This window comes from Kouleothrix sp. (genome assembly GCF_046328425.1).
Classification (GTDB): Bacteria; Chloroflexota; Chloroflexia; order Chloroflexales; family Roseiflexaceae; genus Kouleothrix.
Genome location: NZ_JAXLWP010000026.1, coordinates 80,011 through 104,673, shown reverse-complemented (window position 1 = coordinate 104,673; position 24,663 = coordinate 80,011). Strand labels below are relative to the sequence as shown.

Annotated in this window: 20 protein-coding genes and 1 pseudogene; 6 read left to right on the top strand and 15 right to left on the bottom strand. The window is 69.4% G+C overall.

Features of this window, described 5'->3' with window-relative positions; translation table 11 throughout:
* Positions 1-39: 39 nt before the first annotated feature.
* Positions 40-612, bottom strand: coding sequence for a cupin domain-containing protein (locus U0177_RS22195; RefSeq protein WP_409572856.1), 573 nt, complete (start codon positions 610-612; stop codon positions 40-42).
* A gap of 316 nt (positions 613-928) precedes the next feature.
* Here U0177_RS22195 and U0177_RS22190 point away from each other — a divergent pair, with 316 nt between their 5' ends.
* Entirely contained in the window at positions 929-1,891 is a 963-nt protein-coding gene (locus U0177_RS22190) for a DMT family transporter (protein ID WP_409572855.1), read from the top strand.
* A gap of 45 nt (positions 1,892-1,936) precedes the next feature.
* On the opposite strand, the gene U0177_RS22185 is transcribed toward U0177_RS22190, so the two are convergent.
* Positions 1,937-2,479 (bottom strand): hypothetical protein, encoded by a 543-nt coding sequence (locus U0177_RS22185; protein ID WP_409572854.1) that lies wholly within the window; start codon positions 2,477-2,479, stop codon positions 1,937-1,939.
* 269 nt (positions 2,480-2,748) lie between these two features.
* Here U0177_RS22185 and U0177_RS22180 point away from each other — a divergent pair, with 269 nt between their 5' ends.
* Positions 2,749-3,951, top strand: a complete 1,203-nt coding sequence (locus U0177_RS22180) for a DUF445 domain-containing protein (RefSeq protein WP_409572853.1) — start codon at positions 2,749-2,751, stop codon at positions 3,949-3,951.
* A gap of 183 nt (positions 3,952-4,134) precedes the next feature.
* A complete protein-coding gene (locus U0177_RS22175) occupies positions 4,135-4,488 on the top strand; it encodes an MmcQ/YjbR family DNA-binding protein (protein WP_409572852.1) in 354 nt (117 codons plus the stop codon).
* On the opposite strand, the gene U0177_RS22170 is transcribed toward U0177_RS22175, so the two are convergent.
* From U0177_RS22170 to U0177_RS22130, 9 genes are all read right to left on the bottom strand, one after another.
* A complete protein-coding gene (locus U0177_RS22170; protein ID WP_409572851.1) occupies positions 4,485-5,114 on the bottom strand; it encodes an ABC transporter permease in 630 nt (209 codons plus the stop codon). The genes U0177_RS22175 and U0177_RS22170 overlap by 4 nt on opposite strands.
* 42 nt (positions 5,115-5,156) lie before the next feature.
* Positions 5,157-6,149 carry an ABC transporter ATP-binding protein gene (locus U0177_RS22165; RefSeq protein ID WP_409572850.1) on the bottom strand — a complete coding sequence of 331 codons (993 nt, stop codon included), beginning with the start codon at positions 6,147-6,149 and terminating at the stop codon, positions 5,157-5,159.
* A 59-nt stretch (positions 6,150-6,208) separates the two neighbouring features.
* Positions 6,209-7,258 (bottom strand): glycine betaine ABC transporter substrate-binding protein, encoded by a 1,050-nt coding sequence (locus U0177_RS22160; RefSeq protein ID WP_409572849.1) that lies wholly within the window; start codon positions 7,256-7,258, stop codon positions 6,209-6,211.
* Between the two features lie 36 nt (positions 7,259-7,294).
* Positions 7,295-7,936: an ABC transporter permease gene (locus U0177_RS22155; protein ID WP_409572848.1), complete on the bottom strand. Its 642-nt coding sequence runs from the start codon at positions 7,934-7,936 to the stop codon at positions 7,295-7,297.
* Between the two features lie 117 nt (positions 7,937-8,053).
* Positions 8,054-10,162 (bottom strand): MGH1-like glycoside hydrolase domain-containing protein, encoded by a 2,109-nt coding sequence (locus tag U0177_RS22150; RefSeq protein ID WP_409572847.1) that lies wholly within the window; start codon positions 10,160-10,162, stop codon positions 8,054-8,056.
* Positions 10,163-10,562: 400 nt separating this feature from the next.
* Positions 10,563-11,453 carry an alpha/beta fold hydrolase gene (locus U0177_RS22145; RefSeq protein WP_409572846.1) on the bottom strand — a complete coding sequence of 297 codons (891 nt, stop codon included), beginning with the start codon at positions 11,451-11,453 and terminating at the stop codon, positions 10,563-10,565.
* 10 nt (positions 11,454-11,463) lie between these two features.
* Positions 11,464-12,345, bottom strand: coding sequence for a nickel transporter permease (gene nikC, locus U0177_RS22140; RefSeq protein ID WP_409572845.1), 882 nt, complete (start codon positions 12,343-12,345; stop codon positions 11,464-11,466).
* A gap of 55 nt (positions 12,346-12,400) precedes the next feature.
* Entirely contained in the window at positions 12,401-13,408 is a 1,008-nt protein-coding gene (locus U0177_RS22135; RefSeq protein ID WP_409572844.1) for an ABC transporter permease, read from the bottom strand.
* Positions 13,409-13,582: 174 nt separating this feature from the next.
* Positions 13,583-15,304 carry an ABC transporter substrate-binding protein gene (locus U0177_RS22130; RefSeq protein WP_409572843.1) on the bottom strand — a complete coding sequence of 574 codons (1,722 nt, stop codon included), beginning with the start codon at positions 15,302-15,304 and terminating at the stop codon, positions 13,583-13,585.
* Positions 15,305-15,434: 130 nt separating this feature from the next.
* On the opposite strand from U0177_RS22130, the gene U0177_RS22125 reads away from it, so the two are divergent.
* Positions 15,435-16,547 carry a site-2 protease family protein gene (locus U0177_RS22125; protein WP_409572842.1) on the top strand — a complete coding sequence of 371 codons (1,113 nt, stop codon included), beginning with the start codon at positions 15,435-15,437 and terminating at the stop codon, positions 16,545-16,547.
* Positions 16,548-16,841: 294 nt separating this feature from the next.
* Here the strand turns inward: U0177_RS22125 and U0177_RS22120 are convergent, their stop codons facing one another.
* From U0177_RS22120 to rsmI, 3 genes are all read right to left on the bottom strand, one after another.
* Positions 16,842-17,651, bottom strand: a complete 810-nt coding sequence (locus U0177_RS22120; RefSeq protein WP_409572841.1) for a 16S rRNA methyltransferase — start codon at positions 17,649-17,651, stop codon at positions 16,842-16,844.
* A 1,368-nt stretch (positions 17,652-19,019) separates the two neighbouring features.
* Entirely contained in the window at positions 19,020-20,156 is a 1,137-nt protein-coding gene (locus U0177_RS22115; RefSeq protein ID WP_409572840.1) for a tRNA-guanine transglycosylase, read from the bottom strand.
* 9 nt (positions 20,157-20,165) lie between these two features.
* Positions 20,166-20,936, bottom strand: coding sequence for a 16S rRNA (cytidine(1402)-2'-O)-methyltransferase (gene rsmI, locus U0177_RS22110; RefSeq protein ID WP_409572839.1), 771 nt, complete (start codon positions 20,934-20,936; stop codon positions 20,166-20,168).
* Positions 20,937-21,174: 238 nt separating this feature from the next.
* On the opposite strand from rsmI, the gene U0177_RS22105 reads away from it, so the two are divergent.
* On the top strand, positions 21,175-22,785 hold the full coding sequence (locus U0177_RS22105) for a gamma-glutamyltransferase family protein (RefSeq protein ID WP_409572838.1): 1,611 nt from the start codon (positions 21,175-21,177) through the stop codon (positions 22,783-22,785).
* Here the strand turns inward: U0177_RS22105 and U0177_RS22100 are convergent, their stop codons facing one another.
* On the bottom strand, positions 22,786-23,598 hold the full coding sequence (locus tag U0177_RS22100) for an Fpg/Nei family DNA glycosylase (protein ID WP_409572837.1): 813 nt from the start codon (positions 23,596-23,598) through the stop codon (positions 22,786-22,788).
* 124 nt (positions 23,599-23,722) lie between these two features.
* On the opposite strand from U0177_RS22100, the pseudogene U0177_RS22095 reads away from it, so the two are divergent.
* A pseudogene (locus U0177_RS22095) lies at positions 23,723-24,580 on the top strand (PLP-dependent aminotransferase family protein); the annotation flags it as partial.
* Positions 24,581-24,663 lie beyond the last annotated feature (83 nt).

The window sequence follows — 24,663 nt, the reverse complement described above, 5'->3', positions numbered from 1 at the left end:
AGTAGGCGATCGATCGAACTGCCGCAGCATCGCCTCCGTTTATCGAGCGCGCGTCTGCCGGGCCCGGGGGTATGGGTATGATCCGGTGTACCCGAGCAACTGGCCAATTGGAGCCAATGCGCCAAAGAGCAGCGTCTGCACCAGGCGCGGCGGGCGCGCCAGAATGATCTCGTTGCGATAGGTGCGCATCACCAGCGCCATCTGGAAGAGGTTCGGCAAGCCGGTCTTCGGGCTGACCTTGCCGTCCTGGGCGAGGCCGAAGAACGTCTCGAAGAAGCTCTCGATTCTGAGCGCCGGCCGCAGATCCACCAGACAGTGCAGCTCCTCATCGCCGGCGTTCCACCACACATGCGGCGCGCCCTTGGGAACCACGACGCTCTCTCCTGGGCCGCTGGCGAACTCTCGGCCCGCCACGCGGCCGCGCAGCGTCCCGGCGATGATCTCGAAGCGCTCCTCCTGGAGCGGGTGGATATGCTCGGCGGCGACGAAAGCCCCCGGCTGTAGATACAGATCCGCTTGAAACAGCTCACCGCCAGTGTCGCGTGCCGTCTTGCGAATAATGATCTTCTCTCGTGTCACGGGATGTTCGAGCACGTCACCTGGTGTAACCATCGGATCACCTCCTTGCGTATGCTGGCTCGAGAGGACACCCCTCCCGCAGACCGCCAGCCTGTTCGGTAATACCTGACCCATCCTCTTGTGTGAGATAGCAACCGGCTGTATAGTGTGATCTATCCGTGATAGACAGAAAGGACGCGGTGCGCATTTTTGCCTTCGGCAGAGCGGTACTTTTTCATGGATGGTGCTGAGATGTTGGCGCAAAGCGCCAACATCTCAGCACAAAAGAAAGCGAAGTACCATGCTGCCGCAGGCAGAACAAGCCCATTCGCAGGCGACCGCGTAAGTCGTGTGATTGAAAGGAATTCCCATGGCCACAGACCAACCGGCCGAGGCGCTGGCCGCAGCGCCGGCCGCGCGTGCGGCGGGCGGCGGGCTGGCGCCCTACCTGGTGCTCAGCGGCGGCGTGCTGATGGTTGCCGCGGCGTCGATTATGATCCGTGGCGCGCAGCAGCTGGGCATGCCCTCGCCGACGATCGCGGCGCTGCGGCTGGGCTTCGCTGCGCTGGTGATCTTGCCGCTGGCGCTGCTGCGCGCGCGCGCCGAGCTGCGCGCGCTGACGCGCCGCGACCTGCTGCTGGGCGTTGGCGCCGGCGCGTGCCTGGCAGCGCACTTTTTCGCCTGGATCACGTCGCTCGAGTACACCTCGGTGGCCTCGTCGGCGGCGCTCGTCACCACCTCGCCGCTGTGGCTCGGGCTGGCGGCCTGGCTCATGCGCGAGCGGCTGGCGCGGCTGACGTGGCTGGGGATTGTGTGCACCATGGCCGGCAGCATTGTGATCGGCCTGAGCGATGGCAGCGGCGGCAATGGCCGCAATGCGCTGCTTGGCGACGCGCTGGCGCTGCTGGGGGCGGTAGCCGTGGCGGCCTACTTCCTGGTGGGCCGCGCCATTCAGCGCCGACTCTCGACACTGGCGTACGTCGCGCTGGTATACACCAGCGCCGCGCTGGTGGCCACAGGGCTGGCGCTGCTGGCGAGCGGCGGGAATGCCACGGCGGTGTTTGGCGGCTTCGCGCCGGCGGCCTACCTGCTAGGGCTGGCGCTGGGCCTAGGGCCGCAGCTGCTGGGCCACACCGCACTGAACTGGTCGCTGCGGCACCTTTCGCCAACGTTTGTGGCGATCGCGACGCTGGGCGAGCCGATCGGCTCGGCGCTGCTGGCGCTGCTGTTCTTCGGCCAGTGGTTCAAGCCACTGCAGCTGGCGGGCTTCTTGGTGCTGCTGGTGGGAATTCTGATCGCGGCGCGCGGCGAGCGGAGCAAGCCTGCGGAGTAGCGGCGCCGGGCGGGCGCCGCTACTGTTGGGGTGCCGGCGGGGCAGCTACGGCTCGAGCGGCAGCTGCGGCTGGGTGAGGCTGCGGTTGGCTTTGCGGAAGTCGGCCAGGGCTTTGCGCATCGCCACGAATGCGCCGTGGGCCAGCGTATGGGCCTGGGCCATATGCTCGTGCGCGCTCTGAACCGTGGCGAGGGCCTGCGCCGCGTCGGTGACCTTGCCGGCGGCGTCGAAGCCGGCGTGCGCGGCCAGCGCATCCGATGCGGCCTGCCACTCGGCGCGGGCCGACACGATCGCCGCGCGGTAGCTGGCCAGCGCGGCCTCGAGCGCGGCGGTGTCCTTGCCTTTGGCCTTGGCCTTCGCTACCAGCGCGTCGACTTTGGCGGCAAAATCGGCGGCGCGCTGCAGGCGCAAGTCCTGCACCTTCAGGCGATCTTGCTCGGTATGGTAGCGCTGTGCCAGCGCAGACTGGCCCGCAGACGGCGTGGTGGCGGGCGCGGCGGCGAGCGCGCTGCCGACGGTGGCGCTGATCGCGGCCAGCGCGACCAGCAGGGCAATGGCGAAGCGGCGGATGCGAACGATCGATGCCATTGTCGTGGCTCCTTGTGCTACGAGGGGGTGCTTGCGGCGCCCCGTTCTGTTTCGTTGGCGCCACTATAGCAGGCAGCTGTGAAGAAGCTGTGAAGGATCAGAGCGCGGCGCGTAGTACTTTGCTCCCATCTGCAACCCCACCCGCGCCCGCGATCGTCGTATCACAGCTGGCGGTACGCTTACTGCAAGCGCTGATACAGAGCAGGCACGACGAGGCACACATAATGCAAGCCAAGGGCGATACAACCAGGCAAACCGAGCTTGAGCGCATGAAACTGCTGGCCACCGGGCTGCTGGTAGGCGTGGCGCTGCTGTTCGTGGCCGCGCTGCTGCTCGAGCGGCGCTACGCCTGGGTCGGGTTCGTGCGCGCCTTCGCCGAGGCCGCGATGGTCGGCGCGCTGGCCGACTGGTTCGCCGTCACCGCGCTGTTTCGGCACCCGCTGGGCCTGCCCATCCCGCACACCGCGATCATCCCGCGCCGCAAAGACAGCATTGGCGCCAGCATTGGGCGCTTTATCGAGGATAACTTTCTTTCCGAAGAGGTGCTGGTGGGCCGGCTGCGCGGGCAGCGCGTGGTGCGCCGCGCCGCGCTGGCGCTGAGCCGCACCAGCCTTCACGAGCAGATCGCCCGGCACGCCACCACCGCGCTGAACAACGCGCTGCAGGTGGTTAACGACGCCGACGTGCAGGCGCTGGTGCAGCACAGCCTGGTGTCGCGCGTGGAGGCCGTGCAGCCGGCGCCGCTGCTTGGGCGCGCGCTCGCAACGCTGCTGGCCGGGCGGCGCCAGCCCGAGCTGGTGTACGAGCTAGTCAGCCTGACTTCGCGGCTGCTCGAAGAGAACAAAGAGGCAATCCGCACGAAGATCCGCCAGGAGACGCCCTGGTGGCTGCCGCGCACTGTCGACCGGCATATCTCCGAGCGGCTGTTTGACACAGTCGAGTCGGCGCTACAGGCCGTCGGCTCCGACCCGAACCACCCATTTCACGACCGCTTCAACGCGCTGCTGTACGAGTTCGTGGAGCGGCTGCAGCACGACCCGGCCACGATCGCGCGCGGCGAGGAGCTCAAGACCGAGCTGCTCGAAAATCCGATTGTGCGCGATTTCTCGGCCTCGCTGTGGCTCGACATCAAGAGCGCGCTGCTGGCGCAGAGCACCCGGCCCGACTCAACGCTGCACCAGGCGATCGAGCGCGCCGTGCGCCAGTTTGGCGAGCTGCTGCTACACGACGACGCGCTGGCCGACAAGGTCGACCGGCTGGTCGAGCGGGTGGTGGTGTACGCCAGCCGCGAGTATCGCCACCAGTTCGGCCAGCTGGTGGCGCACACCGTCAGCCGCTGGGACGCCGAGGCCACCTCGCGCAAGATCGAGCTGCAGATCGGCCGCGATCTGCAGTTCATCCGCATCAACGGCACGGTGGTAGGCGGGCTGGCCGGCCTCGTGATATACTGCGTGAGCCTGCTGCTGCGCTAGCGCGCCCTTTTGCCCAATATCTTGGCGCGCTCTACCTTCGGCAGAACGCGCCACTCGATGGCGCCTGCCCGGCTTCGCCAGGCAGAGCATCGCAAAAAGATCTGGGGGCGGCGAAGCCGCCCCCGACCCCCACCATAAGCAAGTGATCAGACGGATACCGATACAGAATGAAAGAGCAACGCCATGGATCTAAGCGAGCTGCGCGCGTACCTGCGCGCCAAGCCCGGCGCGGCCGAGGAATACCCGTTTGGGCCAGAAACGCTGGTGCTGAAGGTCGGCGGCAAGATCTTCGCGCTGGTGGCGATCGACCGCACGCCGCTGAGCATCTCGCTGAAGTGCGAGCCGGCGCAGGCGCAGTTTCTGCGCGACGCCTTCCCGGCGATCCGGCCGGGCTACCATCTGAACAAACAGCACTGGAACACCGTCACGATCGACGGCAGCATCCCGGCCGAGGGCCTGCGCGCGCTGATCGACGACTCGTACCGGCTGGTGGTGGCCGGGCTGACGCGGGCAGCCCGCGCGCGCCTGGCCGGCTAAATTGACGACCCGGCCGCGCGGCTCGCGCGGCGCTCGATCAGCCGCAGCAGGCCGTTGGCGATCAGCGCCAGCGCCGCTACCGCGACGCTGCCGGCGACGATCTTCTGCGGGTTGCTGGTGGTGACGCCCTCGAACAGCAGCTTGCCCAGCCCGCCGGCGCCTACCAAAAACGCCACCGCGCCAATGCCGATGATCGACAGCGTCGCCAGGCGCACGCCCGCCAGGATGAGCGGCAGCGCCAGCGGCAGCTCGACGCGGCTGAAGCGCTGCCAGCTGCTCATGCCCATGCCGCGCGCCGCCTCGACGATTGCCGGGTCGACGCCGACCAGCCCCACTACGATATTGCGCACCAGCACAAGCTGGGCGTACGCCACCAGCGCGACAATCGCCGGGCGCAGGCCAATGCCCATAAACGGGATCAGCAGCACCAGCAGCGACAGGCTCGGGATGGTGTAGATCACGCCGAGCACGCCCAGCAGCGGGCCGCGCAACCAGCGCACCCGCGCCGCCAGCACGCCGGCCGGCAGGGCGATCGCCAGCGCGATCGCCAGCGCAATCGCGGTGAGCCGCAGGTGCTCGCCGAACAGCAGGGCCACCAGCGCAAAGTTGTCGATCAGGTAGCGCATAGTGTTTGCGCCGCGCTGTAACCCCGCGGCGCCGCGTCAGCTTCAGCCACTCTCACCATCGCCCGTGCGCTGTGTTGCCGCCGCGACGGCGGCGCGCAGATCGTCGAACGAAAGCTGCCCAACCGCGCAGCCCTGCTCGTCGACAACCGGCAGCGAGGCTGCGCTGGCGCCGAGCAGCGCCGCCAGCGCCGCACGCAGGTCGTCGCCAGGAGCGATGCGCGCGCCATCGCTGGGCGCAGCGGGCGAGCCGACGCTGCGGCCGAGCGGCAGGTCGCGCACGTGCATCAGGCTGAGCCGGCGCAGCAGGTCGTCGGCGCCCACCAGGCGGCGCACAAATGCGTCGTGCGGGCGCGCCAGAATGTGCAGCGGCGTATCGTACTGCAGCAGCGCGCCGTCGCGCAGCACAATAATCTTGTCGGCCAGGCGCAGCGCCTCGTCGACATCGTGCGTCACAAACAGGATCGTCTTGCGCAGCTGGCGCTGGATGCCGGCCAGTTCGTCTTGCAGGCGCGCGCGAGTGATCGCGTCGAGCGCGCCGAATGGCTCGTCCATCAGCATGATCGCCGGGTCGGCGGCAAGCGCGCGCGCCAGGCCCACGCGCTGCTGCTCGCCGCCCGAGAGCTGGCGCGGGTAGCGCGTACGGTAGGCCAGCGGCAGGCCCACAAGCTCCAGCAGCTCATCGACGCGCGCGCTGATGCGTGGCCGCTCCCAGCCGAGCAGCCGCGGCACCACCGCGATGTTCTGCTCGATGCGCATGTGTGGGAACAGGCCAGTGTGCTGGATGACGTAGCCGATCCGCCGCCGCAGCGCAGTAGCCGGTATGGCGCGCGCGTCTTCCCCGCCGATCAGAATGCGGCCGTCGCTGGGCTCGTACAGGCGGTTGAGCATTTTCAGCAGCGTGGTCTTGCCGCAGCCCGATGGCCCGAGCAGCACCACAAACGCGCCCTCGTCTACGCCGAAGCTCACGCCGGCGACGGCTGGGCGCGGCTCGCCGGGGAACTGCTTGACCAGGTTTTCGACGACAATAATGCTCATAGCGAGTTTTCAGCAGTGTTGAGCTAGCAATGCGCTAGCTCAACTTCTCGGCTCAAACGCTACTTGGCAAGCCCCTGCGCGCTCAGAAAGGCTTTAGCGACATCGGCCGGCTCTTTTTTGTCGGGGCCGTCGACCTGGTAGTTCAGCCCGGCCATCACCTCGTCGGTGAGCAGCGGCGCGAGCCGGTTCAGCGCGTCGGCAATCTGCGGGTGCTGCTGCAGCGCATCCTGGCGCACCACCGGGGCGATGTTGTAGATCGGGTAGAACTGCTTGTCGTCTTGCAGCAGCACCAGGTTATCGCCTTTGATCCGCCCGTCGGTGCCGAACGCCACCACGACATCGACCTCGCCATTCTTGAGCGCGTCGTAGCGCAGGCTGCCGGTGCCGAGCTGCTTGAACTCTTTGAACTTCGTGATGAACGGGCCGTACGCCTGCTCGAGGCCTTTGGTATCCTGGCGCTCGGGGAACTCGGCCGGGCCGCCGAGGCGCAGGTCGGCGGCTTTGGCAGCCAGATCCGAGTAGCTCTTCAGGCCATACTGATCGGCGATCGCCTTGGTAGTGGCAAAGGTGTTCGAGTCATTGAACGGCGAAGGGTCGAGCCAGGTGAGCTTGAACTGCTGCTCGTAGCCCTGCTTCACCGTGCTGAGGATCTGCTTGGGATCTTTGGGTAGATCGGGTGCCTTCAGCACCTCTTGCAGGCCGGTCGACGTATACTCGGGGTAGAGGTCGATATCGCCGCTCAGCAGCGCCTGGTGCGCCACCGGGGTGCCGCCCAGGTTGAGCTTGCGCTCGACGGTGAAGCCGGCCTGTTCGAGCAGCTGGGCGTACAGCTCGGCCACAACGATCGCCTCGGTAAAATCTTTCGAGCCGACCTTCAGCGTGCCGCTGGCGCCGCCGGCCGCGCCGGTGGAGGTAGCGCCGGTATCGGCAGGCGCGGGCGTGGCCGCGTCGCCGGTGGTCGGCGCGGCGCCGGTAGTCGGCGCGGCGCTGGTGGTCGGCGCAGCGCTGGTGGTCGGCGCAGCGCCGGTTCCAGCCTGGCCGCAGGCCGCCAGCGCCAGTGCCAACAACAGCAGCAGTGCCGGCAGGCGATATATGCGTAGTTGGTTCATGGTCTCCTTCTCCTTCTTATTGTGCGTGCTCTGAACCTACGCGCCCGGCAGGCGCAGCGCGCGCTGCGCCCCGCCAAGCAGCACCTCGGCCGCAAGCGCCAGCAGCGCCACTGGCACAGCCCCGACAAGCATCACCTCGGGGCGATTCAGCGTATAGCCGGTGTAGACGAACTGGCCCAGCCCGCCGGCCGCGATAAACGCGGCGAGCGTGGCGCTGGCAATCACCTCGACGGCGGCGACGCGGATGCCCGCGAGTATCGCTGGCAGCGCCAGCGGCAGCTCGACCTGGCGGAGCACCTGGAGCGGCTGCATACCCATGCCGTAGGCCGCCTCGACCACCGCGCGGTCGACGCCGCGCAGGCCGGCGTAGGTGTTGATCAGCACGGGCGGGAAGGCCAGAATGCTGAGCGCCAGCAGCGCCGGCCGAAAGCCGGTGCCGAAGTACGGCAGCGCCAGAAACAGCACCGCCAGGCTTGGCACCAGCCGCAGCGCGCCAAACAGGTTGATCACCAGCTGGGCCACGCGCGCGCGCCGCGCGATCCAGATGCCCAGCGGCACGCCGATGAGCATGCTGATCGCAAGCGCGGCCAGGCTCAGCGTCAGGTGCTGGCCGGCTGCGCGCCAGAATGCCGACTGGCGATCGAGGAAGTAGGCGTAGGCGCCGAGCAATAGCTGCATACGTATCAGAAACACTTTCGGGCCAGATCCGGCCCGTGCTGTTTCAGCAAGTTGCGTGCCAGACGGCGAGGTTTGTGCGGGGATCGGGGGGCGGAGCGGCGGCGCTGCGCAGCTGTGTCAGCGCAGGCTGGCCCAGCCGATCGTGAGGGCCGCGCCCCAGGCCAGCTCGTGCGGCTGGCGGTTGACGCGCAGGCGCGTGGTGGTGGCGTCGAGCGGCTCGATTGTTATGTCGATATCAATTGCGTGCCAGCGCAGCCGCAGGCCGTAGCGCCGGCCGGGCACGCGCCAGGCGAGCGGCAGGTTTGGCCGCAGCACCAGCGCGCCGTCAGCAGGCGCGAGGCCCACCAGCGTGTGAAGCAGCAGGTGCAGCGTAAACGCGCCCCAGCCATAGCCCTCGCCGCCGGCGCGGCCATTGGGCGGCCAGTACTCACAGCTCACGCCGGGCAGCGAGCGCTCGGGGTGCGCCGGGCGCGCGTCGGCGAAGGCATAGGCGCGCTCGCAGATCGCCGCTGCCAGCCGGGTGGCGGTATCTGGCAGGCCGGCCGCCGCCGCCGCCTCGACCGCCATCCAGGCGCCCATAGGCCAGGTGATGCTGGCCGGATCGAGCGCGGCGACCGCGCCGCGCAGCGCGGCGGCCTGCTCGGCGCTGGCAAGGCCGAGCGCCAGCGGCGCCAGCAGCATCACGTCGTCCTCGGCGGTGAGGCAGCCGGCGCCGGCGTCGAAATCGGCGAAGCGCGCGCCATTCCAGAGCGCGCGGGTGCGGGCGGCATACTCGTCGGCAAGCGCGCGCCAGCGTTCGGCCTCGGGCGCGCGGCCCAGCTCGGCCGCGAAGCCAGCCATGGTGGCGCAGGCGTGCGCGAAGGCCGCGTGTAGATCGGCCGGGCGGATGTGGCGGGTCGGGTGGCCGCCGCCGAGCGGCTGCGCCCCAAAGCGCGGCGAGTCGTCCTGCCCGGACTCCCAGCTGCAGGCGTAGAACAGACCGCCATCGGCGCTGCGGCGCTCGGCCAGCCACCACTCGAGGTAAGCCGCCAGGCGCGGGTACAGCCGCGCGAGCCAGCCGCGATCGGGATGCAGCCGGTAGAGCCAGCCGAGCACCAGCCAGGGGCAGCCCCAGGGCGGCGCGGTGCCGCAGACCGTGCCGTCGGCGGCGATCATGTTGAGCGAGCCGTCTTCGCGCGAGCAGGGCACATTCGGCGCAGGCGCGTCGAGAAACACGCCGAGCATTAGTTCCTGGGCCAGCGGCGCGTCGGCGTAGGCCAGCAGCAGTGCGTCGATCGCCGTCTCGGCCAGCACCACGCGCGGCGCGTGGATCTGCATGGCGTCCCAGGCGTGCTGGTAGATCCCGGCCGGCTGCTTCACCATCATGCGCAGCGTCTCGAGATCGTACACCACGCCGCGCCGCCAGTGCGCCGGCCAGTCGCCGTCGAGGCGTGGCGCGCCGGCCCAGAACGCAGCATCGGCGGCGCGCTTGTGCGCCTGCTCGGCGGCCAGCCGTGGGCGCGCGTCGTCGAGCTGCCGCCGCGCGTCGGCCACGGTTCGGCCGCGCGCCATCACCACGTCGATCGGCGCATCGGCCGCGCCAAAGCCGATCGCCGCGTAGAGGCCCACGGTCGTGCCAGGCCGGCCGATCGTCGTGACAAAGCCTTCGGCCGGCAGGCCGGGCGCGGGGAGCGCAGCCCAGGCGCGCGCCGCCGAAGCCTGTGCCGCGACGCCAACGTCGGCGAATGGGCGCGACGCCCAGATCACAAATGCGTCGCCATCCTCGAACGCCTGGAGCACCAGCAGGCCATCTTCGAGGCGGCCGACCAGCCCGGACTCGCCCCACTCGCCCGCGGCCGCGAGCAGCCGCTCGTACTCGGCAAGCAGCGCCAGCCGCGCGGCGCCCCGCGGCTCGATCGCCATATGCAGCACGTGGCTGTCCAGCAGCTGAAGCGAAGCCGAGCAGCCGGCGGCGCCGCGCCGCAGCTCAAACGCAAGCAGGTCTTTCGAGTGGTATGGGCTGGTGGCAGCGTCGAAGTCGGCCAGGTCGAGCGCGCCGTCGAGCGCGAGGCGCATGCCGGCGCGGTAGGTCTCGCGCCGGCCGCCGTACATGCCGGCGAACGCCGGGAAGTGCCAGCGCAGCCCGGCGCCGTACGAGCGCAGCACGCCGCGCGGCGATAGGTTGCGGGTGTGCCCCGGCACATCGAGGTAGCCGTAGGGCGTGTAGTCATCGGTCGGAAATGCCATTGCTTGCCGCGCCGCTCGCTGTCGCACGAGTTTTGCGATTGCCTCCCGTGCATGCTTTCGTGCAGCGGCTGCAGGCTCGGTGCAGCCGCTGACTCCCTTCGTGCAGCGGCTGACTCCCTTCGTGCAGCGGCTGCAGGCTCGGTGCAGCAGCTGACTCCCTTGGTGCGGCAGCTGCTGGCTTTGTGCAGCGGCTGCTGGCTTTGTGCAGCGGCTGACTCCCTTCGTGCAGCGACTGCTGGCTTCGTGCAGCGGCTGCTGGCTTCGTGCAGCGGCTGACTCCCTTCGTGCAGCGGCTGACTCCCTTTGTGCAGCGACTGACTCCCTTTGTGCAGCGGCTGCTGGCTCGGTGCAGCGGCTGACTCCCTTCGTGCAGCTGCCCCCCGAGCGCTTTGACTGAAAGCTACGCCTCGGCCAGAAACGCGCGAAGATACTCGTTCACCAGCTCGGGCTGATCTTGCTGCACCCAATGCGAGCTGTTGGGCATATAGCGAATGCGCAGATCGGGCACAAACTCCTCGGTGCCGTAGGTCAGCTCTTTGCCCAGCGCGATATCCTGCTCGCCCCACAGCATCAGCGTTGGCGCGTGCACGCGCATGCCAGTGCCGCGAAACAAGCCGCGCGCGCCCACGCGCACGAGCGCGCGGTAGTAGTTCACCGCGGCCGTAGCGGCGCCCGGCGCAGCCATCGCCGATTTGAAGATGCGGATGTCCTCGGTGGTGAAGCGCGACTTATCGACGGCCGTATCGACAAACACGCGCTCGATGAACTCGTAGCCATTGGCGCGGATGGCCAGCTCGGGCAGCAGCGGCAGCTGGAAAAACAGGATGTACCACGAGCGCAGCAGCTGGCGCCAGTTGCTGGTGATCGCCCGTGCGAACAGCGCCGGGTGCGGGATGTTCAGCGCCGCCAGGCGCACCACCAGCTCGGGCCGCGCAATCGCCAGCGACCACGCAATATTACCGCCCCAGTCGTGGCCGACGATGGTGGCGCGGCGGTGGCCGAGCGCGCGGATCAGCTCGACAACATCCTGCACCAGCACATCAAGCTCGTAGCCCCAAGTGGGCCGGTCGGTCTCGTTGTAGCCGCGCAGGTCGGGGGCAACGGCAGTGTAGCGCGCGGCCAGCTCGGGGGTATCGCGGAACAGCGCAAGCTGGTGGCGCCACGACCACCAGCACTCGGGGAAGCCGTGCAGCATCACCAGCAGCTCGGGGCCGTGGCCGGCCGCGGCGTAGTGCATGCGGATGCGATTGACCGATACGTAGTGGTGCTCGAAATCCTGAGGATGGTACATAGCTCTACTTCTAGCGGCCGCGCAGGCGCGGGTCGAGCAGGTCGCGCAGGCCATCGCCAAGCAGGTTAAACCCGCCGACCACGAGCATAATCGAGAGCGCGGGAAAGGTGGCCATCCACCAGGCAGTCGCCATATAGGTGCGCGCCTCGCTGATCATCACGCCCCACTCGGGGGTAGGCGGCTGCGCGCCGAAGCCAATAAACGAGAGCCCGGCCACCGACGTGATCGCGCCGCCCATGTCGAAGCTGGCCTGCACCAGCAGCGGCGCGAGCATATTCGGCAGCAGGTGGCGCAGGATGATCCGCCACTCGGGCACGCCGACGGTGCGCGCGGCGAGCACGAACTCGCGCTCTTTCAGCGCCAGCACCTGGCCGCGCAGCAGGCGCGCGTACACCGGCCACGTCACCGCGCTGATCGCGATCAGCGCATTCTGCAGGCTCGGGCCGAGCGCGCCGGCGATCGCCATGGCCAGGATCAGCGCCGGGAAGGCGAAGAAGATGTCGGTAACGCGCATCAGCGCCTCGTCGACCCAGCCGCCGACATAGCCGGCCAGCACGCCAAGCAGCGTGCCCAGTATGCCCGAGATCAGCACCACCGCCGCGCCCACCAGCAGCGAGATCCGCGCGCCGTACAGAATGCGGCTCACCAGCTCGCGGCCAAGCTTGTCGGTGCCGAACAGGTGCGCGCCCGACGGCGGCTTGAGGCCGTTCAGCACATTCTGGGCCAGCGGGTCGGCCGGGCTGAGCAGCGGGGCGAACAGCGCCGCCAGCACAAACAACAGCAGGATCAGCACGCTGGCCGCCACCGCCGGCTGGCGCAGGGCGCTGGCGATCTGGCGGCGGCGCGAGACAGGAGCCGCGGCGGTTGTGTTATCGAGCGAAACCGTGGTCATGAAAGCGTCCAGCTATATAAAAAGTACCGCCTGTTCAGCAGGGCAGTGTGGTGTTTTACCTGATGCCGATGCGCGGGTCGAGCAGGTGGTAGCCGATATCCACCAGCATATTCACCACCGGGTACACCACTGCGGCCACCAGCGTCACGCCCATTACGGCGGGCAGGTCGAGGCTTACCGCCGAGGTAGTGGCGTAGCGCCCGAGCCCGGGCCAGCCAAAGATCGTCTCGGTGAGCACGGCGCCCGAGAGCAGGCTGCCGAACACAATGCCGATGGTGGTGAGCACGGGGATCATAGCGTTCTTGAGCGCGTGGCGCAGCAGCACAACGCGGTCGCGCAGACCTTTGGCCTGCGCGGTGCGCACGTAATCCTGGCCGAGCACCTCGAGCATCGACGAGCGCGTCATGCGCAGCAGCACCGCCGTGGAAAAGTAGCCGAGCGTGACCGCCGGCAGCACCAGATGCTGCAGGCTATTCTTCAGCAGCGGCCAGTTGCCGGCCAGCAGGCTGTCGATCGTGTACATGCCGGTGACGCGCGGCGGCGGCGTGAGCACCGCGTCGAGCCGGCCGGGGCCGGGCAGCCAGCGCAGCCGGCTGTAGAACAGCGCCAGCACCAGCAGGCCCACAAAGAAGATCGGCAGCGAGCCGCCCACCAGCGCGAACACCCGCGCCAGCGCGTCGACCCAGCTGTTGCGCCGGATGGCGGCCAGGATGCCCAGCGCGATGCCAAGCACGCAGGCCACCAGCATGGCCGCGAGCGAGAGCTCGATCGTCGCCGGCAGGAAATCGCGCAGGTCGTCGGCCACGGCGCGGCGGGTGCGGATCGACTTGCCCAGGTCGCCCTGCAGCAGCCTGGCGGCGTAGCTGAAGTACTGCAGCACGGCCGGGCGATCGAGGCCCAGCTCCTTGCGGTAAGCTTCGATCTGCTCGTTGCGCGCGTTCTGGCCCAGCGCCGCCGCCACCGGGTCGATCGGCACCAGCTGCGAAAGCGCAAAGGTGATAACCGACACGCCAACCAGCACCAGCACCAGGCCGACTATTCTTCTCAGGATGAAACGGATCATGGTGGTTTTGTGTCAGGGCCTACGCAGCCGCGCCGTTCCGCGTATGTGCGGATGTTCCGCGCAGAACATCCGCACATACAGCTCTGCCGAAGGCCGGGCGGCAGCGGCCTAGGCCCGATTGAGCCGTGAGCTTTGCAGCTTAAGCCGCAAAGCTCACAGCCGAGCGCCGAACGCCTAGCTCTTGCTAATCGTCCAGAAGAACACATTCGGCGTGCTAATCGGGCCGAACGCAAAGCCCTTGATGTTCTTGCGCACGCCGTAGGTACGCACCGGCTGGTACAGCACGGCGTACGGGCCTTCGTGCTGCACGCGGTCGACCAGCTGCTTGTACAGCTCGGTGCGCTTAGCGGCGTCGGGCGCGAGCGAGGCGTCCTTGGCCAGCTTGGCGACATCGGGCGCCTCCCAGCCGTTGCGCCAGCCGATCGACTTAGCCTCGTAGTTGGTGAACGGCGTGGCGTTCGCGTCGGGGTCGGGGAAGTCGGGGCCCCACGAGATCAGCACGATCTGGCCCTTCTGCGCGCGGTAGGTGTTCAGCAGCTCCGACGTCTGGATCTGCTTGAGGTTGAGCTTCAGGCCGATCTGCTCGATGTCGGCCTGGAGCTTGGCGGCCAGCGTGCTGTTCTCGAGGCCGCCGGGCGCCGGGCCGGTGGGCACCAGCACTTCGATCTCGGTGCCGGGCTTGACGCCGGCCTTGGCCAGCAGATCCTTGGCCTTGGCGATATCCTGCTTGAACGGGTTGTTGCCGGTATGGCCGAGGAAGCCGTCGGGGATGATCTCCTGCACGATCTTGCCGCTGCCGCCGAGCAGCGTGTTCAGCTCGTCGTAGTTGATCGCGTAGCGGATGGCCTCGCGCACCTCGGGCTTGTCGAGCGGCGGCGACTTGGCGTTGAGGCCCAGGTACACCAGCTGCGTCAGGCTGGCCTTCACCAGTGTCACATCGGCGTTGCCCTCGAGCGCCTTCACCTGCTCGGTGCCAAGATCCTGAGCGATATCGGCGTCGCCGGTCTCGATCGCCGACTGGAGGTTAGCCTGCTCGGGGATGTTGCGCATGATCACGCGCTTGAACGCCGGCGGCGTGCCGCTGTAGTTCGGGTTGAGGTCGAGCACGTTCTGCGTGTTGCGCTCCCAGCTCGTCAGCACGTACGGGCCGCTGCCGGCCGAGTGGTCGTTCAGCCAGGTCGAGCCGAAGTCGCTGCCGGCGTTAGCCTCAACGACCTTTTGCTCGACAGGGGCCGAGATCGTGAAGCTGAGGATCGACAGGAACACCTGCGGGCTGGTGGTGGGCGCGAGCTTCACCTCGAAGGTTTGCGGGTCGACGGCGCGGTAGCTGTCCTTCTTCAGGCCGGCGATATCGGAGAACAGGAACGCCGGCGACTTATTCAGGTCGAGCACGCGGTTCCACGAGTACACCACGTCGGCGGCGGTGACAGGCGCGCCGCTGGAGAACTTGGCCTTCTCATCAAGCTTAAACGTGATCGTCGAGCCGTCGGCACCCTGCTTGATATCCCAGCTCTTGGCCAGCCACGGCTTGATGTCGGCGCTGTCGGGCGTGAATGTCACCAGCGTCTGGTAGATATTGCCTACCACCTGGATGCCGCCGAACTCGTAGGCCACGGCCGGGTCCATCGAGATCTGGTCGGTCAGGTCGCCGGCAAAGATCAGCGTGTCTTCGCGGCTCACCTCGGCGGCGGCCGGCGCGGCGGTGGCAGCCGCCGCAGCGGGCGCAGCAGTCGGCTCGGCGGCGGCGGTCGGCGCGGCGGCAGGCGCGGCAGTCGGCTCGGCGGCGGGCGCGCTGGTAGGCGCTGCGGCAGGGGCGGCGCCGCCGCAGGCGGCCAGCAGCACCAAGCCAACCAGTAGCAGCGCCAGGGCATGGGTGAAGCGGAAAGGTCGGGCCATCGACAGGCTCCTTTCTAAAGGCGGAACATCTGTGTCCTTCACAGGGGTTCGGTAATTATAGGGAGTCCGGCTGAACTGTCAAGAGCGTGTTATACTACCCCGCCGATGGGATACGAAACGAGGTTGCGAATTGAACAGCACACTAGTGGAAGATATCGACCGGCTAGAGCTGACGGGCCAGGTGCGCGAGTCGCTGCGCGGGCTGATGGAGATCGACCGCTACCAGTGGGACGAGCGCGGCACGCTGACGCTGCGCGGCACGCTGAACGATCGCGCCGACGCGATCTACCGCACCATCCGCAGCCGGCTCGAGCGCTTCGGCTTCACGCCGTTTCTCACGCGCGCCGGCGAGGGCGACGAGCTCGTGGCGGTGCCGGGGGTGGTCGAGCGCCGCCGCCCGCGCCTGTGGCTTCCCGTCGCGCTGTTTGTCGCCACGATGTTCTCGGTGCTGCTGACAGGCGCGCTCAACGAGGGCGCCAACCTGCTGCACAACCCTGGCAGCCTGCTGCTGGGCGTGCCGTTCGCGGCCACGCTGCTGGCCATCCTGTTCACGCACGAGATGGGTCACTACGTGGTGGGCCGGCTGCGCAAGGCGCCGGTGAGCCTGCCGTACTTCATCCCGATGCCGCCGTTCATCAGCTTCACCGGCACCATGGGCGCGGTGATCGTGCAGCGCGAGCCGATGGAAGATCGCCGCACGATCCTCGAGGTCGGTATCGCCGGGCCGCTGGCCGGGCTGGCGGTGGCGATCCCGCTCTTGCTGTTCGGCCTGTCGCGCTCGACGGTCGGGCCACCGGCGGGAGCGAGCTACGTGCAAGAGGGCAACTCGCTGCTATACGCTGCGGCGAAGTGGCTGATGTTCGGGCGCCTGCTGCCCAGCGGCGGCGTGGACGTGCAGCTCAGCCCGGTGGCCTGGGGCGCCTGGATCGGCCTGCTGATTACCATGCTCAACCTGCTGCCGATCGGCCAGCTCGACGGCGGCCACGTCGCCTACGCGCTGCTAGGCGAGCGCGCGCACTACCTGGCCTACGCGCTGATCGGCGCGTGCGTGCTGCTGGGGCTGCTGGTGTCGACCACCTGGCTGTTCTGGGCGGTGCTGGCGCTAGTTATCGGCCCGCGCCACCCCGCGCCGCTGAACGACATCTCGCGCCTCGACGCCAAGCACGTCGCGCTGGCGGTGTTCGGGCTGGTGGTGTTTGTGCTGCTGTTCATGCCCGACCCACTCAGGATCGTCGGTTCGTAGCGGCGATAAGGAATATGCGCTCGCTGTGTGTTAGCAAAGTATTTATGGTGCTCAGAGCCTGTTTGAAAAGGGGGTGCGCGAGGAGCTACGCCCCTCGCATTTCCCCTCTGGCGGGTGGCGGCCACCCGCCGAAAAAGTGGATACCTGGAGGGACTTCGTCCCTCCAAACCACCGCTTTTCAACAACTTCTCAGAAGCGGCAGGCGGAGCGCCACCTTCTGAGCATAAAAGATAGAAAGTACCACGCTGCCGCAGGCAGTATCAGCCCAAGACGCGGGTTCCCGCGTCCTTTGTATCACTTGGCGACGATAAAGACCAGCTCGCCGGCGAACTCGAAGCGCTCGATCGGCCAGCCCTCGGCGGCGGCCAGGGCGCGGAAGCGCGCGTCGTAGGACGCGGCCATACCCTTGCCGCGCCCGCCCAGGCTATGGGTCGGGAACGACACCACAATCCGCGGCGCGTCGAGCGCGCGCAGCAGGTCGCGCCCTGCGTCTTTGCCGAGCTGCTCGAGCGGCGGCAGCACCTTCAGCGCCAGCGCCACGTCGGCGCTCACGCGCGGCGCGCCGGCCAGCAGGTCGCACTGCGCCGCCTGGCCCGGCACCCCCGCCAGGCCGAAGAAGCCATTCAGAAACGCGACCATGTCGGCGTACAGATCGCAGGCATAGTAGGCGGTGCCGTCGGGCAGCGGCATCCATGGCCGCGCCAGCGGGTTGAGGCCGCAGGCCACATCCAGCACCGAGCGCGGCGGCGGCAGCGCGGCGAACAGCTCGCGGTAGAACGCCTCGACGATCGGCAGGCGCTCGCGCGTCGAGGCGTGGTGGCGCATGATCTGCGCGCACGCGGCGCGAAAGCCCGCGCCCTGGCCGCGCTGCGCCGCGAGCAGCTCGAGCCAGCCGTCGTAGTCCGGCCGGGCGTCGAGGTATGCGCCGGCCACCTGGTGCAGCTTGTTCTTGGTGGCCTTCAGCGCCTCCTTCAGGCTGCCGCGCGCCGCCAACTCGCGCCGCCCGACCGCGCGGATCAGGTCTTCGCTGACGGCCTGGTACTTGGCGCTGGCGCGCACGCTGGCCACCAGCTCGTCGAGGTGTTGTTCGCTTGCGCGCGGCATGGCACAGTACCCTTCCTGTATTTGCCGTAGGGGGGCGCGCATCGTGCGCGCCTTCTCCCCCTCGGGGTGAGCCGGGGGCTGCGCGCCCCCGCGCCCTGCGAGGGCTTTCGGGGGCTCCGCGCCCCCGTTCTCCCGCGAGGGCTTTCGGGGGCTGCGCGCCCCCGCGCCCCGCGGCAGAGGGCGGACGCCCGCCCTCTGCACTCCCCCGCTGGGGCAGCGCCCCTTTGAGGCCCCGTAATGAATGCCGTCGCCGCTACACCGCCGGTGGCGCATGCCTCGTGGCACAGAATGACGTGCGGGTTCGCCCTTGAGGCATGAGCGTACAAACGTTGCCGCTGGCACGGCTTTTGTTAACGGTGGCGGCGCGCACGATGCGCGCCCTACATTGGGCAATGCGCTCACTCGCTCAAACGCTCACTCGCTCCCCCGATCTCCGCTCAAACGCTCTGACGACGCCGGTGGCGCATGCCTCGTGGCACAGAATGACGTGCGGGTTCGCCCTTGAGGCAGGCGTGCAGCGTTGACCCGCTGGCACGGCCTTCCCGTAGGGCGCGCATCGTGCGCGCCTTCTCCCAATCGGGTGAGCCTTCGGAGGCTTCGCGCCACCGTTTCCCTCCGTGGCCGTTCGGGGGCGTCGCGCCCCAGTCCCCGTAAAAGAATGCCACCGCTCTCGCTATGCACGGTGGCGCATGCCTCGTGGCGCGGCACCACGTGGTGGTTCACCCTAAGGCATGCGCGTCTGACATTGCCGCTGGCACGGCCTTCCCGTAGGGCGCGCATTGTGCGCGCCTTCTCCCAATCGGGTGAGCCTTCGGAGGCTTCGCGCCACCGTTTCCCTCCGTGGCCGTTCGGGGGCGTCGCGCCCCCGTGCCCCACTTTCATCCCGCGAGGGCCTTCGGGGGCTCCGCGCCCCTGCGCCCCGCGGCAGAAGGGCGGCCGCCCGCCCTCTGCACTCCCCCGCTGGGGCTGCGCCCCAGGCCCCGTAATGAATGCCGTCGCCGCTACACCGCCGGTGGCGCATGCCTCGTGGCACAGAATGACGTGCGGGTTCGCCCTTGAGGCATGAGCGTACAACGTTGCCGCTGGCACGGCTTTTGTTAACGGTGGCGGCGCGCACGATGCGCGCCCTACATTGGGCAATGCGCTCACTCGCTCAAACGCTCACTCGCTCCCCCGATCTCCGCTCAAACGCTCTGACGACGCCGGTGGCGCATGCCTCGTGGCACAGAATGACGTGCGGGTTCGCCCTTGAGGCATGAGCGTACAACGTTGCCGCTGGCACGGCCTTTCCCGTAGGGCGCGCATCGTGCGCGCCGCTCTCCGCTCCAACGCTCCAACGCTCCAACGCTCCAACGCTCCAACGCTCGGCTATAAGGTTGGCGCGTCGCCGTGGCCGCGCAGGCGCTCGATCAGCTGGGCCATGAACCGCAGGTTGTGGATCGTCGCCAGGCGGTAGTATAGGGTGTCGCCGATCTTCTGCAGGTGGTGCAGGTAGCCCAGCGAGTACTGCGCGCAGGCCGCGCAGTCGCACGATGGCGCGATCGGCCCGGCGGCTTTGATATGCTTTTTGTCCTCGACGTACACATAGCTGTACCAGCTGCCGCGCAGCTCAAAGCGCGGGTCGCGCGGGTCGGCGGCGAAGGCGTACAGCCGGCCGTTGCGCGCGTCGCGCGTTGGCAGGGCGCTGTCGAAGATCGCGTAGCCCAGCGCCGCGCAGGCGGCCACGTTGCCCGGCTGGCCCACGCCAAGCGCGTGCATGGGGAACTCGGACGGGATGAGCGCGCGGGTGTAGGCCAGGATCTCGTGCAGCAGCTGGCCCTTGGCGTCGAGCGGCCAGCCGCCAAAGCCGTAGCCATCGAAGCCGATCGCCAGCAGCGCCTCGGCGCACTCGCGGCGCAGCTCGCGCGAGCCGCCGCCCTGCACCACCGCAAACAGCAGCGGGCGCGCGGCCGCCGGGGCCGCCGCACGCCGGCCGCGCCCCTGCCGCTCGGCCACCAAGCGCTCGAACTCGTCTTTGCAGCGGCGCGCCCAGCGCACCGTGCGCGCCACCGACTTGCGCTGCTCGTCGAGCGAGTCGTCGACATGGGTGCAGTCGTCGAGGCACACCACAATATCGGCGCCGTAGGCCATCTGCAGCTGGATGCACTTCTCGGGCGTGAGCTGAAACGGCCGCTCGGCGCCCTCGGGGGTGAAGCGGATGCCGCCGTCGCTGAGCGAGCCGAAGCGCGGGTTCTGGCGGATCAGCGAGTACGCCTGGAAGCCGCCCGAGTCGGTGATGATCGGGCCATCCCATCCGGCCATGCGGTGCAGCCCGCCCAGCGCGGCGATCGTCGAGCTGCCGGGCTTTTGCATCAGGTGAAACACGTTCATCACCAGCGCGCGCACCCCGGCGGCGCGCAGGTCGCCGGCGTCGACCGCGCGCACCACGCCGACGGTCGCGTCGGGCAGGAACGCCGGCAGCGCCAGCTCGCCATGCGGCAGAAGCAGGCTTGTCGCTTGGGTCATAGGCTATTGTTACCGTAGAGATGCGGGCGGCATGGGTGGCTCATCGTCATCGTCGCCGGCAGAGGCGCGCGGCTTGCGGACAATGCCGGCGATCACGACGACATACTCGCCCTTGGGCTTCTTCACCAGGTCGCACTGGAGCAGCTGGGCCAGCGTGCCGCGCTCGACGCGCTCGAACAGCTTGGTCAGGTCGTTCGCCAGCGCGGCCGGCCGGTCGCCGTACACCTCAAGCGCGTCGTTGAGAAACGCCGCGATGCGGTAGGGGCTCTCGTAGAAGATCAGCGTGTGCGGCGACTGCGCGTCGACCTCGAGGAAGCGCCGGCGCGGGCCGGGCTTGCGCGGCGCGAAGCCGCGAAACGTAAAGCTGTGCACCGCCAGCCCCGAGAGTACCAGCGCCATGATCAGCCCGGTCGGCCCAGGCACCATCGTCACCTCGAGCTGCTCGTCGATCACGCGGCGCACCAGCGTGAAGCCGGGGTCGGCGATCCCCGGCGTGCCGGCGTCGGTCACCAGCGCCACCGACTGGCCCTGCTTGAGCAGGCCGACGATCCGCGGGCCGGCCTGCTGCTCGTTGTGCTCGTGGAACGCGAGCTGCGGCTTGTTGATGCCAAAGTGCTGCAGCAGCACGCCGGTTTTGCGCGTATCCTCGCTGGCGATCAGGTCGACCTCGCGCAGCACCTCGATCGCGCGCAGCGACATGTCGCCCAGGTTGCCTATCGGCGTAGCCACAAGGTACAGCATCGGCGGGTTCTCGCGCTGGGGCGGCTCCAATCGCGCCATTATACCATTCGCGCGGCCCTGCTGGTGCCGCGCGCAGCGCCGTACCAGCCCGAACGGCCTGCGCGCATGCCTCAGGGCGCGCCAGCAGCCTACGCGGCTCCACGAGGCATGCGCCACGGCGGCCAATTGTGAGACGGCGCGCTTTTTCGCTAGTGTGGGTGGCCCCTAATGCACGCTGGACGCCGCGCCGAACCTCGGGTAGCATGCGCGGCACAAGCCACAGCCACAGGAGGAATCTATGCAGATCGCGCTCGATCATCTGCCGTACGCCGCGCGCCGCCAGCCGGTGTTCGCGCCGCGCGGCGTGGTGGCCACCAGCCAGCCGCTGGCCGCCCAGGCCGGCCTGGCCGCGCTGCGCCGCGGCGGCAGCGCGGTAGACGCGGCGATCGCCGCCGCCGTAACGCTGACCGTCGTCGAGCCGGCGTCGTGCGGCGTTGGCGGCGACGCCTTCGCGCTGGTGTGGGATGGCGCCAGGCTGCACGGGCTGAACGGATCGGGCCGCGCGCCGGCCGCGCTCTCGGCCGCAATCGCCCGCCGCCACGGGCCGCGCATGCCCGGCTGCGGCTGGCTGCCGGTGACGGTTCCCGGCGCGCCGGCGGCGTGGCGCGATCTGCACGCGCGCTTCGGCCGGCTGCCATTCGCCGAGCTGTTCGAGGACGCGATCGACTACGCCGCGCGCGGCTTCCCGCTCGGGGCAATCGCGGCGCGCGGCTGGGCCGGGGCGTACCGGCGCTTCGAGCAGGGCCTCGAGCGCGAGGCGTTCGGCCACTGGTGCGGCGCGTTCGCGCCCGAGGGCAGCGCCCCGGCCGCCGGCACGGTCTGGCGCTGCGCCGACATGGCCAGCACGCTCGAGCAGCTGGCCGCCAGCGGCGGCGCCGCGCTGTACACCGGTGCGCTGGCCGAGCGCATCGACGCGCACGCCCGCGCCACGGGCGGCTGGCTGCGCGCCGCCGACCTAGCGGCCCACGCCAGCACGTGGGTCGAGCCGATCGGCACCAGCTACCGTGGCTACGACGTGTTCGAGATCCCGCCGAATGGCCAGGGGCTGGCCGCGCTGCTGGCGCTGAACATCCTCGAAGGCTTCGACCTGGCCGGCGCCCCGCGCGACGCGGGCCAGAGCTACCACCTGCAGCTCGAAGCCATGAAGCTGGCGTTCGCCGACGCGCACCGCTACATCGCCGACCCCGAGCGCGCGGCGGTGCCCACCGCCGAGCTGCTGAGCAAAGCCTACGCCGCCGAGCGCCGCGCGCTGATCGGCGAGCGCGCGCTGCTGCCCGAGCCCGGCCAGCCGCTCAAGGGCGGCACGGTGTACCTGTGCGCCGCCGACGCCGACGGCATGATGGTCAGCTTTATCCAGTCGACTTACTCGGGCTTTGGGTGTGGCGTGGTGGTGCCCGGCACCGGCATCGCGCTGCAAAATCGCGGCGAGGGCTTTTCGCTCGAAGCGGATCATCCAAACGTGCTCGAGCCGGGCAAGCGGCCGTACCACACGATCATTCCCGGCTTTCTGATGCGCCAGGGCGAGCCGATCGGGCCGTTCGGCGTAATGGGCGGGCACATGCAGCCGCAGGGCCACGTGCAGATGGTCGTCAACACGCTCGACTACGGCTTGAACCCGCAGGCCAGCCTCGACGCGCCGCGCTGGAGCTGGTGGGAAGCGCGCTACGCCAAAGTCGAGGCCCACGCGCACCCGGCGATCGCCGCCGAGCTTGCGGCGCGCGGCCACGACCTCGAGGTCGACGACGACCCCGAGCCGTTTGGGCGCGGGCAGATCATCTGGCGGCTGCCGGGCGGCGGCTACGTGGCCGGCAGCGACGGGCGCGGCGACGGCTGCGCGATCGGGTTTTGATCAGCGCTGGCAGTGCGGGCAGAAGTGGGTGTTGCGGCCGGTGATGCGCAGGTGCGCGATCGGCGTGCCGCAGCGCGGGCAGGGCTGCCCGGTGCGCTCGAATACATTGCGGCGGTGGCGCGCCTGCCCTGGCCGCCCGAACAGGTCGGCCTGGGTGCCGCGCAGCTCGAGGCCCTCGCGCAACACTTCGCCGATCGCGCCATGCAGGCGCGCGATCTCGTCGGGCGCGAGCGACACCGGCGCGCGGCGCGGGTCGATCCCGGCCAGCCACATGCTTTCGTCGGCGTCGCGGTTGCCCAGGCCAGCCAGCACCTTCTGGTTCAGCAGCACGGCCTTGAGCGCGCCGCGCCGCCTGGCCAGGCGCTCGGCCAGCACCTCGGGCGTAAAGCTCAGGTCGAGCGCGTCGGGGCCGAGCGACGCCAAGTCAAGCCGCTCGGCCACCTCGCCAGCAGTGCCAAGCGCGGCGCGCGCGTAGCCCAGCTTGTCGAGCAGGCGCAGGTCTTCGTCGCGGTCGAGCGCGAACACGATCAGCGTCTCGGGCGCGCGCCGCCGCGCCGCCGGCGCCAGCAGCAGCGTGCCCCAGAGCATGAAGTGCACCGCCAGCGTCAGGCCGCCTTCAAGCGGCATGAGGATGTGCTTGGCGCGCCGCTCGGCGGCCAGCACCACCCGGCCAGCGACCATGGCCTCGAACTCGGGCGGCGCGGGAAAGCGCACCGCGTCGGGCAGCAGCACCTGCGCGCCGGCGATCGGCCGGCCCACCACCGCCGCGCGCAGGTCGCGCACGATCGTCTCGACCTCGGGCACCTCGGCCATCACAGCTCCTTGTTGCTCCCCGAATAGCTCCGTGCAGTGCAAAAGGCACGGCGCGTGCCATGGCCACGGGCGCGCGCCGCCGTGGTAAGATAGCGCAGCATCCAGCAAGCCGAAAGGGCCCGCCATGCCGCCACGACCGATCGCCCAGATGGAGCCGCGCCCCGGCATTCTCGAGCTGGGCTTCGGCCAGCCCGACCCGGCGCTGCTGCCGGCCGAGGGGCTGCGCCGCGCCGCCGACGCGGCGCTGGCGCGCTGGGGCGCGAGCGCGCTGGCCTACGGCGCCGAGGCCGGCCCCGGCCCGCTGCTCGAGTGGCTCGAAGGCCACCTCGCGCAGGTCGACGGCCGCGCGCCCGCGCCCGGCGAGCTGCTGATCACCGCCGGGATCTCGCAGGCGCTCGACCAGATCTGCACGCTGTGCACCCGGCCCGGCGACGTGGTATTGGCCGAGTCGCCGTGCTACCACCTGGCCCTGCGCATCCTGCGCGACCACCCGGTCGAGCTGCTGCCGGCCGCCGCCGACGAACAGGGGCTCGACGTGGCCGCGCTGGCCGAGCAGCTGGCCGCGCTGCGCCGCGCCGGCCGTACGCCACGGCTGCTGTACTGCATCCCTACCTTTAATAACCCCACCGGCGCAAGCCTGCCGGCCGAGCGCCGCGCCGCGCTGGTGGAGCTTGCGGCGCGCGAGCGCCTCTTGATCGTCGAGGACGATGTGTACCGCGAGCTGGCCTACGATGGCGCGGCGCCGCCGTCGCTGTGGAGCATCGCCGCGCCCGGCACGGTGGCGCGCCTTGGCTCGTTCGCCAAGTCGCTTGCGCCCGGCCTGCGGCTGGGCTGGCTCAGCGCCGACGCCACGCTGGTGCAGCGCTTTGTGGCCGGCGGCGTGATCGACAGCGGCGGCGGGCTGAACCACTTCACCGGCCTGGTGGTGGCGCAGTACGCCCTGTCGGGCGAGTACGCCGCGCAGGTCGCGCGCTTCCGCGCCGAGTACCGCGCCCGCCGCGACGCGCTGCTGGCCGCGCTGGCCGAGCACATGCCGCCTGGCTGCACGTGGAGCGCCCGGCCGGC

What these genes read in the sequence shown, in the direction of transcription:
- U0177_RS22195 (WP_409572856.1), bottom strand. Translation starts at nt 612, where the DNA reads ATGGTTACACCAGGTGACGTGCTCGAACATCCCGTGACACGAGAGAAG.
- U0177_RS22190 (WP_409572855.1), top strand. Translation starts at nt 929, where the DNA reads ATGGCCACAGACCAACCGGCCGAGGCGCTGGCCGCAGCGCCGGCCGCG.
- U0177_RS22185 (WP_409572854.1), bottom strand. Translation starts at nt 2,479, where the DNA reads ATGGCATCGATCGTTCGCATCCGCCGCTTCGCCATTGCCCTGCTGGTC.
- U0177_RS22180 (WP_409572853.1), top strand. Translation starts at nt 2,749, where the DNA reads ATGAAACTGCTGGCCACCGGGCTGCTGGTAGGCGTGGCGCTGCTGTTC.
- U0177_RS22175 (WP_409572852.1), top strand. Translation starts at nt 4,135, where the DNA reads ATGGATCTAAGCGAGCTGCGCGCGTACCTGCGCGCCAAGCCCGGCGCG.
- U0177_RS22170 (WP_409572851.1), bottom strand. Translation starts at nt 5,114, where the DNA reads ATGCGCTACCTGATCGACAACTTTGCGCTGGTGGCCCTGCTGTTCGGC.
- U0177_RS22165 (WP_409572850.1), bottom strand. Translation starts at nt 6,149, where the DNA reads ATGAGCATTATTGTCGTCGAAAACCTGGTCAAGCAGTTCCCCGGCGAG.
- U0177_RS22160 (WP_409572849.1), bottom strand. Translation starts at nt 7,258, where the DNA reads ATGAACCAACTACGCATATATCGCCTGCCGGCACTGCTGCTGTTGTTG.
- U0177_RS22155 (WP_409572848.1), bottom strand. Translation starts at nt 7,936, where the DNA reads ATGCAGCTATTGCTCGGCGCCTACGCCTACTTCCTCGATCGCCAGTCG.
- U0177_RS22150 (WP_409572847.1), bottom strand. Translation starts at nt 10,162, where the DNA reads ATGGCATTTCCGACCGATGACTACACGCCCTACGGCTACCTCGATGTG.
- U0177_RS22145 (WP_409572846.1), bottom strand. Translation starts at nt 11,453, where the DNA reads ATGTACCATCCTCAGGATTTCGAGCACCACTACGTATCGGTCAATCGC.
- nikC (WP_409572845.1), bottom strand. Translation starts at nt 12,345, where the DNA reads ATGACCACGGTTTCGCTCGATAACACAACCGCCGCGGCTCCTGTCTCG.
- U0177_RS22135 (WP_409572844.1), bottom strand. Translation starts at nt 13,408, where the DNA reads ATGATCCGTTTCATCCTGAGAAGAATAGTCGGCCTGGTGCTGGTGCTG.
- U0177_RS22130 (WP_409572843.1), bottom strand. Translation starts at nt 15,304, where the DNA reads ATGGCCCGACCTTTCCGCTTCACCCATGCCCTGGCGCTGCTACTGGTT.
- U0177_RS22120 (WP_409572841.1), bottom strand. Translation starts at nt 17,651, where the DNA reads ATGCCGCGCGCAAGCGAACAACACCTCGACGAGCTGGTGGCCAGCGTG.
- U0177_RS22115 (WP_409572840.1), bottom strand. Translation starts at nt 20,156, where the DNA reads ATGACCCAAGCGACAAGCCTGCTTCTGCCGCATGGCGAGCTGGCGCTG.
- rsmI (WP_409572839.1), bottom strand. Translation starts at nt 20,936, where the DNA reads ATGGCGCGATTGGAGCCGCCCCAGCGCGAGAACCCGCCGATGCTGTAC.
- U0177_RS22105 (WP_409572838.1), top strand. Translation starts at nt 21,175, where the DNA reads ATGCAGATCGCGCTCGATCATCTGCCGTACGCCGCGCGCCGCCAGCCG.
- U0177_RS22100 (WP_409572837.1), bottom strand. Translation starts at nt 23,598, where the DNA reads ATGGCCGAGGTGCCCGAGGTCGAGACGATCGTGCGCGACCTGCGCGCG.